This is a genomic window from Gammaproteobacteria bacterium (genome assembly GCA_016716465.1).
Taxonomy (GTDB): Bacteria; Pseudomonadota; Gammaproteobacteria; order SZUA-140; family SZUA-140; genus JADJWH01.
On sequence record JADJWH010000005.1, the window covers coordinates 238,705 to 251,452 of the forward strand.

Below are 12,748 nucleotides of genomic sequence, written 5' to 3' on the forward strand. Positions count from 1 at the left end.
CCTCGAATTCCTCCTCAACACTCGGGGTACGGCGTCAGGTTGTTCGGACGGCCGGTGGCGGTAATATCGATCTGCCGACCCTGGTCGCTGCCGTCCATGCAGATCCCGATGGAGACCGCTGCGCCGCCGTTCAGGAACCCGGCCGCGGTGTACTGCACGCTGTCCGCCGTGCTGTCGATCGTCGGATGGCCCTTCATGGCCGAAAAAACCTGGATCACCTCATTCGTGCCGTCATCCAGCACGATCCAGCCGTCGTCCCAGCTGTCGCCATTGCAGCTCGTCTGATTCGTGCTGGGGCACACCGTGACCGTGGCGCGCCGCTTGACGGCCTCGGAGCGTGCGATGTTGAACGCGGTCACCAGATTGTTGGCCTCCGCGGTCAGCCGGTTGTTCCGGATCGTGGCGGTGAAGGACGGCACCGCCATGCCCAGGAGTATTCCGGCGATGACCAGCGTGAGCATCAGCTCGATCAGGGTGAAACCTGTATGTGTCTTTTTCATGGCTACAGTGATATCACTCGCCCCGCAACGGGTCATTTGAATTCGGACGGACGGTTGCCATCGCCGGACGAACGGCTTTATTACTTGAATAATCAATGAAATTCTCTCCGGTCGAGACCTTGCGTCCCTTTCATATCGGCCGCATTTGTGAAATATTTCATGTTCCGGTGCGGCGCCCGCGCTGGGGTGGAAAAGGGCAGGATTCTTAATGGAATGCATCGTCGTAGGAGGCGGAATCATCGGGATGCTCAGCGCGCGCGAACTGGCGCGGGCGGGTTGCCGCGTACGCATCGTCGAGCGCAGTCTCCTCGGCGGCGAGTCGTCCTGGGCGGGTGGTGGCATCCTCTCGCCGCTCTATCCCTGGCGCCTGCCCGACCCGGCCACCGCGTTGGCGGCTTGGGGGCAGCGGCACTACCCGGGGCTGGCGCGCGAGCTGGCCGCGGATACCGGCATCGACCCGGAATGGGAACCCAGCGGCTTGCTCGTGCTGGATACCGGTGATGCCGAGGCGGCGATGGCGTGGGCAAAGCAACATCGCGCCGCGCTTGAACTGATCGATGATCCACGTCGGATCGCTGCGCTCGAACCCGCCTGCCGTCCGGTCGAGCGTGCATTGTGGCTTCCCGACATGGCGCAGATCCGCAACCCGCGGCTGATCCGCGCCATGCGCGCCGACCTTGAACGCCGCGGCGTCGAGTTGCATGAACAGACCGCCGTGACTGACATCCTCCAGCGTGAAGGTCGCATCGACGGCGTGCGCACGGAGCGCGAGACCCTGCGTGCCGACGTTGTCATCATCGCCGCCGGCGCCTGGAGCGGGCGCGTGCTCGATACCTTGTCCATTCATATCGACGTCGCGCCGGTGCGCGGTCAGATGCTGCTCTATCGCGCCAGGCCCGGATTTCTCCGCCGCATCCTGCTCGCCGCGGGGCATTATGCAATCCCGCGCCGCGATGGTCTCGTCCTGGTCGGTAGCACGGTCGAGGACGCCGGGTTCGCCAAGGAGACCACGGCGGAGGCGCGCGCGGAACTTCAGCGCGCGGCCGAGTTGCTGGCGCCCGGCCTCGCCGAGTGCGAGATCGAGCACCACTGGTCCGGCCTGCGCCCCGGCACGCCGAGCGAGATACCTTATATAGGCGCTGTCCCCGAAGTGCGGGGCTTGTTTGTCAATGCCGGACATTTCCGCAATGGCCTACTGCTCGCCCCGGCGAGCGCGCGGCTGATGGCGGATCTGGTGCTGGGTCGTAAGAGCGAGCTGAATCCGGCGGATTACTCGATCCTGCGCTAGTTCTTCACCTCTAACTCAGATTATTGAACGTCAATGTCCTCGTTTTGCGGGGTTGTCAGGATGATCTGTGCGTTCAGCCCTGGTTGCCAGAGATATTCTGGCTCAGTCTCCTCAAATATTCTTAGACCGTCACGGTTAGGACTCATAGGTAATGGATCCAGGCGCAGAGTTGCGCCATAAATAGGCTCCACGCCCGGCCGCATCGGGCGAAGACATCCTCAAGGAATGAGGATGCAATGACAGGGAGTGTCATGTAATGGATCAGATCATCCTGATGGAGATCATTGTTCTGCATGCGCGTGTGTCAGCCCGGTAGCTCGGGCGTGCATCCGACACGCTGAAATCGCAGTCATCCGGTCCGGATAATCTTCGATCTCCGCTCCCCGTATCGCGCTTCCGCTAGTCCCGAATAAATTCCTCGGGATGGCGGAGGCATGGTAATCACCCAGGGAATCTGAACGGGGGGCGAGATGAGCGTGTCTGATCGTGGATCCAGCACCGGAATATGGATCGTTCTGTGTCTCGGGATTCTGATGATGAGTTCGCGCGCGTACGCAGCGATCTCCTTCAGCGGGATACAGCCGGACGACAACGTATCAATCACATCGATCAAAACCGATTTCAACCCGTTCAACAACTATGAAACCTATGTGGTGACATTCTTCAATACTGGAAGCGCGCCGCTTCTCGGGCCTGCCTATCTTGCGATCGAAGGTATTGCTCCCGCTGCCACCTCGGTGATCTGGCCGGGATCAGTCAGTGCGGAAGGGATTCCATTCCATCGTATCCTCGATCCGGTGCTCGCCCCCGGAGAGCGACATGCGCGCGTGGTGATCTTCAAGAAGCCGAAGAGAAACACCGCCCTGGTATTTTCTCCCCGGATTTATCGACCCGGGTCCGTGTCGCCAAATGCACCACCCGTGGCCGACGCCGGGCCGGACACCACGGCGCGTGTAGGCGAGACAGTCGTCCTGGATGGGACCGGTTCCACGGATGTGGACGGGGATCTGCTGAACTACCACTGGAGTTTCCTCGCCATCCCGCAGGGAAGCGCCGCTATGCTTTCAGGGGACGACGGGCCGACGCCGAGTTTCACGCTGGATGCCTTCGGTGACTATCGGCTGGAGTTGACCGTCAACGACGGACGGGCAGACAGCGTCCCAGACACGGTGAGGATATCGACGTTGAATTCGATCCCGGTAGCCCACGCCGGGCCGGACCAGACCGTGTTTGTGGGTGATACAGTTCTGCTCGACGGAACCGGATCCAGCGATACGGATGGGGATCCATTGACTTATCAATGGGTTCTCTCGGCGCGTCCCGAGAACAGCGCCGCGGCACTGGATAATCCTTTCATCGAACGTCCTGCTTTCTACGTGGACCAGCCGGGGGCGTACGAGCTGGATCTCATCGTGGATGATGGAAGCCTGGTCAGCGTACCGGATCGTGTTGTGATCACCACGCAGAATTCCCGTCCAGTCGCAAGAGCCGGGAATGATATCGATGCCTTCACCGGCGACAGCATCACACTTGATGGTAGCGGTTCCACGGATGCCGATGCCGATGTCCTGGGTTATCAGTGGTCTCTCGTGGCCATGCCTTCGGATAGCAGTGCATTTATTCGCGATGGAAACTCGGAGTTCGCCGAACTGGTCGCGGATATTCCGGGTATCTATGTAGTTCAGCTGATCGTCAGCGATGGTCTCCTGGATAGTGATCCCGATACCGCGCAGATCAATGTGACCGAGGTTGTCATTCCGGACTCCGATGGCGATGGTCTCTCCGATATGGAGGAGCTTGAACTCGGAACTGACCCGGGATCCCTCGATTCCGATGGCGACGGTCTCAGTGACGGTGATGAGGTCAATCTTCATCACACCGACCCGCTGAATGCGGATTCGGACGGTGATGGGCTGTCGGATGGAGTAGAAGTCAGTCAATTTTTTACCAATCCACTTCAGACTGACACGGACGGAGACGGTTTCGAAGATGGCAGGGAAATCGCAGGAGGGAGCGACCCAAACCGGAGCGATGATATTCCGGGTGCGCGATTGCCCCCAGACCCGAGTGCAATAGCCTCTCCGCTCGATCCGACCGTGGCGACAAATCTCTTCGAGTCCACCGAGTTTCTCTACGCCGGGAACAATCCTGTCCAGACCGGGATGTCCGCCGGCACCATCGAGCCTCGGAGGGCGGCGGTGCTTCGCGGTCTGGTCCTGGATCGTGGCAATAATTCGATTCCCGGTGTCGTAATTTCAGTGCGCTTGCACCCCGAATACGGTCAGACCCTGACCCGTACGGATGGCATGTTCGATCTGGCGGTCAACGGCGGCGGCTATCTGACCATCGACTATCAGCGGGAAGGATATCTACCCGTGCAGCGTACGATAAGTGTTCCATGGCAGGTCTACACGGTGCTGCCTGATGTAGTAATGGTGCCTGTCGATTCCGCGGTCACAACGATCGATCTGGATCATTCCGTGATGCAGGTCGCGCGTGGTAACGAGGTGTCCGATCCCGACGGATTCAGACAGGCCACCCTGCTGTTCCTGCCGGGAACGGTAGCGGAATTGGTAATGCCGGACGGTTCAGTCCAGGCATTGGAGACCATGAATGTACGGGCAACTGAATATTCGGTGGGGGAGAATGGACCCCAGGCCATGCCCGGGGAGCTGCCGCCGGCAAGCGGTTATACCTATGCAGTGGATTTCAGTGTGGATGAGGCGATGGCGGCAGGCGCCGATAGCATTCGATTCAATCAGCCGGTGATGTCGTATGTGGAGAATTTTCTCGACTTCCCGGTCGGCTGGATCGTTCCCTCGGGATACTATGACAGGCACAAGGCCGCGTGGATAGCGTCCGGGAACGGATTGATCGTCCAAGTCCTCGCTGACGATAACGGCATGGCCAGTCTTGATGTGGATGGCAGTGGCGAGCCCGCCGATGCTTCTGTCCTGGCCGAGCTGGGTATCAGCCCCGAAGAACGGCAACAGCTCGCATCGTTGTATTCCGCAGGGCAGAGTCTGTGGCGTGTCCCGGTTTCTCATTTCTCGCCCTGGGACTATAACTGGCCCTATGGGCCACCCGCAGACGTTGACTGGCCTGATGTCGAAATACTCGATGAAGGTTCGGAAAAGCTGGATGACCCGGAATGCCGGGGCGGTTCGATTATCGAATGCCAGAATCAGGTGCTGGGAGAGATGCTGGATATCGCAGGTACTCCGTTTTCCCTGCATTACCGCAGTGATCGTGTCCCGGGCCGGACGACGGCGAACAGATTGCAAATACGGATCAGCGGCGATACGACACCTTCCTCGCTGAGGAGAATTATTCTCCGCGTTCATGTGGGTGGCCGGCGCATTGAGAAGACCTATTCGCGCGCGACAAATCAGGTGGTGACCTTTACGTGGGATGGGTTGGATGTCTATGGTCGTCGCATGCAGGGCCTGCAGAATGCGTTTGTCCAAATCGAGTATGTCTTTCCGCTGATTTATTATCCGCCGACCCTCGAAGGTATGCGAGCCTTTGCCAGTTTACCCGGCGGCTTCAATGAGGCGCGTGCTCGCGAGCGTGGCGATGTTCGTACGAGTTATGCCAAATGGATGAAACTGGCTCCGGCAGATACCTGGGACAGCCGGAGCCATGGTATGGGAGGGTGGACGCTTTCAGAGCACCACTTCTACGACCCGAATGGTCAGGTACTGCATAAGGGAAACGGCGAAAGGCGCAGTGCCGATAGCCGCTATCTGAATCTGAACCGTATTATTGTGCCTATGGCTGGCAACGGGGTTTCCGGGCATGGGGGTGATGGGGGATCTGCGTTGACCGCCCAACTCACCAGTCCGCGGGACGTCGCGGTCGGGAATGATGGCAGTGTGTACATCGCCGATCCGTTCGACTATCGCGTTCGGCGTATCACGCCTGATGGGATCATTACCACCTATGCAGGTAATGGCAGTTCCGGCTTTAGCGGTGACAATGGGACGGCAACATCCGCGGAATTCGATGAGCCCTCACGGGTTGAGATCGGGGCGGACGGCTCACTGTATATCAGTGATACCGGCAACAATAGAATACGCCGAGTAGACGCCAACGGCAGCGTAACTACAGTGGTTGGTTCTAGCGTGACTCCGAGTGATGGTTCTACTGTGTCAGGTTGCCCGGGTGAATTGAACCCAAGAACCGGTCGACCATCCGGTATCAGTGCCACGGACGGATGTCTTGCCACGGATTTCATTCTGTTCTTCCCGGGCGCGATGGCGTTCGGGCCGGATGGGCGTATATACGTTTCGAGCCTCGGTACAGAGGGAAACAGGATCTTCGAGGTCACGCCTGACGGCCACGTCAGGTATTTCGCGGGTTCCGGCGAGCATGGCTATAACGGTGACGGGATACCGGCGTCGGAGGCATGGCTGACGACTGTCGGTGATATGGTCGTTGCGCCCGATGGCAGCCTGATCTTCTCGGAGCCGAATAACCAACGCATCCGCCGTATCGATACCACCGGCATCATACATACCTACGCAGGAACCGGGGAATTCGGATTTTCCGGCGACGGAGGGCCGGCAAACTCGGCAACGTTCCGAAACCCTGATGGACTGGCCCTGAACGCGGATGGTGAATTGCTCATTGCTGACGCCACCAACCAGAGAATCCGCCGGGTTCGTTCCGACGGCACGATCATTACGATTGCCGGAAACGGGGAAAGCGGGTCTGTGTCAGATAACGGACTGCCGATCAACACAGCACTGACATCCGCGGGAAGTCTGGCAGTGGGTCCAGATGGAGATATCTATCTTCCGCAGCCGGATGACAGTCGTGTCTATGTCATCGCGGCATTGTATCCCCGCTTCAGCGGTGAGGATATCAGCATCCCATCGAGTGACGGCGGTGAAATCTACCAGTTCGATCAGTATGGGCGTCACCTGGGTACGGTGAATGCCTATACGGGATCGCTCATTTACCGGTTCGACTACGACGGTGCGAACTATTTAACGCAGATCATAGACGGTGACAATAATACAACGCTCATCGAGCGAAATCCGCTTGATCATGGCTTCGTCGCGATCGACAGCCCCGATAATCTCCGCACCACCGCGACTCTGGGCGGAGACGGCTATCTGGCGAGTATGACGAATCCGGCCGGGGAAACCTACGGGTTCTCCTATCTGCCCGGCGGGCTCCTGCAGAGGGTGACAGATCCACGCGGCAGTAGTTCACTGATGCAATATGATTCGTTCGGAAGGCTGGTACGCGATGAAGGTCCTTTGGGTGGGTATTGGGGCCTGTCCAGGAGTATCCTGCCCAAGGGGCATCGAGTGAATATGACGTCTGCGCTGGGGAAAACCACCATTTACCAGACGGAAGAGGTCGTCTTCAATCCCCTGGATGTGCTGGCGGTGGGTGGAGTGGTTAAAGGAATTACCTATCCAGACGGCACCCAGACAAGACGAACGACCTATAACGACGGCCGGGCGATTTCGATTGATACCGATGGAACCACAATATCGACACGGTCGGGCCCCGACCCACGTCTTGGGATGCTGGCTCCGATCCTGACAAACCTTGCATCGGCGACGCCGTCTGGCCTGAGTTCGAGTACCAGTGTCCAGCGCACCATCATTCCCGCAACTGACCTTTTCGTGAGTGACGTCATCGACGTCAACGGGCGGATCTCGACCAGGACCTACGACGTGGCGGCGCAAAGCATTTCTGTCACGAGTCCGGAAGCGCGCGCCATTCTGACGAAGGTGGATGATCAGGGGCGCATCCGGCAGAGGGACGTCAATGGACTCGACCCGATATCGTATGAATATGATGCGCGCGGCCGGCTCGCAACGATCGTCCAGGGCGACGGAGTGGGCGCGCGGACGACCATCCTGTCTTATGATGCCAGCGGTTTCCTGGATACGGTCACCGATACACTGGGGCGAGTCGCCGATTTCGATCACGATCCGGCGGGGCGCGTGACTCGTCAGACACTGCCCGACGGCCGCGTGATCGACTACCGCTATGATCCGGGCGGAAATCTCGTATCGATTACCCCGCCGGGCCGGGAAGCACATCTGTTCGAATACACGGCGCTGAATCAGGAGGAGCAGTATGTCCCGCCGCATCTCCCGGGCGTCGACACCGTAACCCGTTATCGCTATAACCTGGACAAACAACTGACCCGGATCGAGCGTCCAGATGGTCAGTCGGTGACATTCGATTATGATTTCGGCGGACGGTTGAGTGTGCTCGGCTCGCCCCAGGGACAATATCTTTACGCTTACGCGTCCGAGACAGGCCGATTAAGCCAGCTCACGACCCAGGAATCCCGCCTGGACTACACCTGGGACGGTTTCCTGCCGATGTCCGAGACGATGAGTGGAGACGTGAGCGGCGCGGTGAGTTATGTCTATGACACCAACTTCTGGCGGACCGGGGTCGGAATCAACGGTGATATGATCGCGTATGGCTACGACAATGATGGCCTGATGACCCGTGCAGGGGAGTTGGGCATCACCCGGGATGCCGCCAATGGCTTGTTGAACGGAACTGAACTGGCTGGCATCACCACGACCGACTCATACAACGGTGCTGCCGAATTGATCGGGCATACGGCGAGTATCGATGGAAGCCTGATAGCCGGGTATGCCTACAGTCGTGACGCACTGGGCAGGATCACGGGCAGGAGTGAAACCCTGGATGGCGCCAGTGTCGCCGAGAGCTACGCGTACGACCTGGCAGGGCGCCTCATAGGCGTAACCCGCGACGGTGTCACAACCACCTGGGGGTATGACGCCAACGGCAATCGCACCCACCAGAACGGTACGCCGGTCGCCGCTTACGACGCACAGGACAGGCTGCTGACCTTCGGCAACAAGACCTACAGCTATTCCCTTAATGGCGACCTCGCGGGCAAGATGGAGGCGGGCATGACGACCTCCTATGACTACGACGCGCTCGGCAATCTGCGTCATGTCATCCTGCCGGGGGATGTCGACATCGAGTACGTCATCGACGGAAGAAACCGCCGGGTCGGAAAGAAGGTGAACGGTACCCTGGTTCAGGGTTTCCTGTACCAGGATCAATTGAATCCGGTGGCTGAGATCGACGGTGCGGGTGACATCGTTTCTCGTTTCGTCTATGCCGAGAAACCCAATGTGCCCAGCTATATGATCCGGGACGGCGTGGTTTATCGCATTCTCTCCGATCATCTGGGAAGCCCAAGGCTGGTCATTGATGTCAGCGATGGCTCGATCGTTCAGCGCATCGACTATGACGTCTGGGGCAGGATCATCAATGACACCAACCCCGGCTTCCAGCCCTTTGGCTTCGCCGGCGGGTTATACGATCAACATACAGGCCTTGTCAGGTTTGGCTCGAGAGATTACGACCCGGAAACTGGAAGATGGACAGCGAAGGATCCAATAATATTTCAGGGTGGTGATGCGAATCTCTATGGATATGTGTTAAATGATCCAACTAATCTTTATGATCTTGATGGAGAAATAGCGCTTAACCCTATTACAGGCGCCGCTGCTGGGGCAATTGGAGGTGCCGCAGGCGCATTTTTCGGCACCTATTTGGGTGGTGGTGGAAGCCTAGGTGATGCTTTTGCTAATGCGGGGGAAGGTTTCCTCACCGGTTTAGCGAGTGGTTTTATAGCGGGCTTTCCCGGAAAAAGCGCTGTAGCTGTTGGCATTGGTTTGGATTTGTTGCTCAATGGCGCCGCAGGAGCCGGAGCGGAGGAATATTGCAAGTGACGCTCGGCGACGAAATATGGTTTAGGGTGCTCATTTTTTTATTTGTTCCTTCCTTTGTGTTGATATTTCTCCGGTATAAAAATGGCGATGAGTTGGCAAGAATCAGGAAGTATTTGATTGTACTTTTCTCCTTTGTAGCTTTTTATAGAATATTTTTCACGTTCCCTCAAATTAATGCAGGTATAGTTTTTGGCGCGTTTACTCTTGTGGCAGCGTTTTTTATGTGGAATAGATGGTTATATGAAGAATTATTTCTTTCTACACGGGCGTCATTCACAATTTCTTATAAAGTATACGAAATGGTTGGGTTGTATCTGATAGTAGCCTGCTTGGCATTGGCTATTATTGCTAAATGAAGGCATCAACTGAACCACCTAGGTTTCCGGAGCTTGTTAACAAGCATAGGTTTGGACTGAACGCTTTTAGTGAAGTCTAACTTGTAGCCGAAATCGAATATTAAAATACAATATGCAAGATGCACGTCGTCGTGAGCTAAGAATCGTCGAAATCTGAGTGTTGGGCTTCATTTCATTCAGCCCAAACTACTCTTCTTCTATTCTTCTTCTATTCTCGCCATGCGCTTGAAACAACTATCAAGTGAGAATTGCTCCTGAAATATGTTCAGAAGCTTTTCACATATTTACCGCCAGTGGCGCCCTCAATCGAGTACGATTATCATAATTTGATGTTGATGCCGGTGTGGATGCACCGGAGTTCGTTCTTTCGGCGCGTTTCAGGGGCATCCCGGGTGAATAAATATCTGCTTGTATTGCTGACTCTCGTCGGCGTTACGCCGGTCTACGCCGATACATCCAATGTGCCGGATGCCGCCGCCCTTGGCCGGATGCTGTATTTCGACGCGAATCTCTCCCGCAACCGCACGCAGGCCTGCGCCACCTGTCACGCGCCGGAGTCGGGTTTCGTGGACAAGCGCGGCAGCGGTGTCCTGGCGGCGGTCTCTCTGGGCGATGACGGGCATTCGGTCGGCGATCGCAGCGCACCGACCACCTCCTATGCCAGATTCAGTCCGGCCTTCCACAAGACTGACGATGGAAAATATGTTGGTGGCCAGTTCTGGGATGGACGCCGGCCGGATCTCGCGAGCCAGGCGGGTGACCCGATCCTGAACCCGATCGAGATGGCGATGCCCGATAAGCACAGCGTGATCGAAAGGCTGCGGGAGAATCAGGTCTATGTCGATGCCTTCAGGCGGTTCTATGGCGAGGCTGTCTGGGATGACACCGAGACTGCCTATGCGGCGATGACGCGGAGCATCGCCGCCTTCGAGGAGACGGACTTCTTCGCGCCCTTCGATTCCAAATACGACCGCTACCTGCGCGGCGAATACGAGATGACCGCGCAGGAGAACTTGGGCATGACGCTGTTTTTCTCGCGCCAGTTCACCAACTGCAATCTGTGCCATCAGTTGAGACACAGCCAGGTGGATGTACAGGAAACCTTCAGCAATTATCAGTACCACAACATCGGCGTGCCGGCGAACGACGGGCTGAGGACCCTCAACGGCAAGGGCGGGGACTACGTCGATCGCGGACTGCTGGAGAATCCGGCGGTGCATGAGGCGGGCGAGGCGGGCAAGTTCAAGGTCCCCACGCTGCGCAATGTCGCCGTCACCGGCCCGTACATGCACAACGGGGTCTTCAACGACCTGCGCACGGTGATCCTGTTTTACAACAAGTACAACAGCCGCAGTCCCAGGCGCCAGATCAATCCGGAAACCGGTATGGAATGGGGTCAGCCCGAAAACCCCGCGAGTATTTCACGGCAGGAGCTGGAGACCGGCCCCGCCCTCGATGACAAACGGATTGATGCGCTGGTGGCGTTCCTGAAGACCCTGACTGACCAGCGCTACGAGCCCCTGCTGGAACGCGACGAGACCCCCGAACACAATTGATAACCCCGGCTTGGCGTTCGTACTTCGCCGGATCCTGCCGGCGGCCATTCACCCGTTTTCGACACCCCCGGTTTTTCTTCCGAATTTTGCCCCAGGTCAGTTTTTTGCACCGTAAGGACTGGTTTAATTAACTCCTTGGGGCGGTTTGCACCATTGTTTGGCGCGGTCACTGCGTTGAGCGATTTTGCCGAAATTCAATAAGTAATTGTTATTGTTATCTATATACCGAATATCCGGCTATTGGCACGGCTAATGCAAGACAGAGGGTGAGTCTGCACACGGGCGACGAACAGGAAATTCAGGAGGATTGCTTATGGTACGCCACGTAAAGGTCAACAAGTCCGGTTCCTCGCGGGATTCGCTCCCGGAGGGGCAGGGCGCAGGTTCCGCACCGGTCACCATGCCGGCCAAGACGGTCCACATCCCGGCGATGTATATGCGCCCGTTGGGGGACCGTGAGTTTCAAGGGTGCCTGAAATCGAGGGCATAACGAGTTTTTGTGGTGTGGAGCGGTACCCCTAGGGATAGGGCATTGTAGTTTCTCTCCTGGCAACATCCCCTCATTCACCCCGCGCCCCCCGCGGGGTTTTTTTTGCCTGAATTTCATTCAGATACGGGACTCCTGGAAATGCACGGAACCTTTTCCCGTGGGGCCGGTCTCATTAAGTAACAATTTGTCTCCTGCCTGATCCTTCGCCCCCGATCTCCTCCAATCGGGGGCTATTTTTTTGCGGGGTTCACAGGGCCGCTCTCCAGTCATTAAGCCGGGGTTAAGCCGGGTCTGTTTTACTATCCACGGTGACGGCAAGTTCACTCACTCGCATCACCGACCCATTCCACGTTTACACCCCGACGGCTCACCCCTCCCCCTCCATTCGAGTCGTCGGGGTACTTTTTTCCCCGGTTCTTTGTCATCCTGATGTCGCGCGGACGTTCCCGTGGGGCGACCGCATCCTAAGTGGCGAATCCGGGGTGAATCAGCGGAAAGGGGGGGCGATGAACAGAAAGCGCGTCGTAGTGTGGGGCGTGGGCGGGATGGCGATGGCGCTGACCGCCGTGCTGTGGGCGGGCAGGGATGGCGTGGCCGCGGAGGGCTCGTTGGATGAGCGTGTACGCACCTTGCGTACTGCGCCGACCGGAAGCATCGTGTCGCAGGAGGAGCGGGAGCGCAACTATCGCAGTTGCCTGTTCAGCTTCCTGCCGCGGGTTGGCAGCGATGTGGCGGCGGAGATGCTGCGTGACGCCTGCCGGGACGAGTATTTGTCACCGGACTCGAGATAGTTGCGGTGGAGAGTCC

General features: G+C 57.7%; 6 protein-coding genes. 5 read left to right on the top strand and 1 reads right to left on the bottom strand.

Going from position 1 to position 12,748, the window contains the following annotated elements; translation table 11 throughout:
• Positions 1 to 14: 14 nt before the first annotated feature.
• Positions 15 to 500 (bottom strand): GspH/FimT family pseudopilin, encoded by a 486-nt coding sequence (locus IPM20_12000; protein ID MBK9132343.1) that lies wholly within the window; start codon positions 498 to 500, stop codon positions 15 to 17.
• A gap of 208 nt (positions 501 to 708) precedes the next feature.
• Between IPM20_12000 and thiO the strand changes: the two genes are divergently transcribed.
• The 5 genes from thiO to IPM20_12025 all read left to right on the top strand — a co-directional run bounded on the left by thiO (position 709) and on the right by IPM20_12025 (position 12,732).
• Positions 709 to 1,788 (top strand): glycine oxidase ThiO, encoded by a 1,080-nt coding sequence (thiO, locus tag IPM20_12005; protein ID MBK9132344.1) that lies wholly within the window; start codon positions 709 to 711, stop codon positions 1,786 to 1,788.
• Between the two features lie 470 nt (positions 1,789 to 2,258).
• On the top strand, positions 2,259 to 9,539 hold the full coding sequence (locus IPM20_12010; protein ID MBK9132345.1) for a hypothetical protein: 7,281 nt from the start codon (positions 2,259 to 2,261) through the stop codon (positions 9,537 to 9,539).
• The gene (locus IPM20_12015; GenBank protein MBK9132346.1) at positions 9,536 to 9,895 is read left to right on the top strand and encodes a hypothetical protein; all 360 of its coding nucleotides are present in this window, start codon (positions 9,536 to 9,538) and stop codon (positions 9,893 to 9,895) included. The genes IPM20_12010 and IPM20_12015 overlap by 4 nt, the downstream gene beginning before the upstream one ends.
• A gap of 347 nt (positions 9,896 to 10,242) precedes the next feature.
• Positions 10,243 to 11,451, top strand: a complete 1,209-nt coding sequence (locus IPM20_12020; GenBank protein MBK9132347.1) for a methylamine utilization protein MauG — start codon at positions 10,243 to 10,245, stop codon at positions 11,449 to 11,451.
• A gap of 996 nt (positions 11,452 to 12,447) precedes the next feature.
• Positions 12,448 to 12,732 carry a hypothetical protein gene (locus IPM20_12025; GenBank protein MBK9132348.1) on the top strand — a complete coding sequence of 95 codons (285 nt, stop codon included), beginning with the start codon at positions 12,448 to 12,450 and terminating at the stop codon, positions 12,730 to 12,732.
• Positions 12,733 to 12,748: the final 16 nt, after the last annotated feature.

Coding starts and splice junctions, on each gene's coding strand:
- IPM20_12000 (MBK9132343.1), bottom strand. CDS start 500: ATGAAAAAGACACATACAGGTTTCACCCTGATCGAGCTGATGCTCACG.
- thiO (MBK9132344.1), top strand. CDS start 709: ATGGAATGCATCGTCGTAGGAGGCGGAATCATCGGGATGCTCAGCGCG.
- IPM20_12010 (MBK9132345.1), top strand. CDS start 2,259: ATGAGCGTGTCTGATCGTGGATCCAGCACCGGAATATGGATCGTTCTG.
- IPM20_12020 (MBK9132347.1), top strand. CDS start 10,243: ATGCACCGGAGTTCGTTCTTTCGGCGCGTTTCAGGGGCATCCCGGGTG.
- IPM20_12025 (MBK9132348.1), top strand. CDS start 12,448: ATGAACAGAAAGCGCGTCGTAGTGTGGGGCGTGGGCGGGATGGCGATG.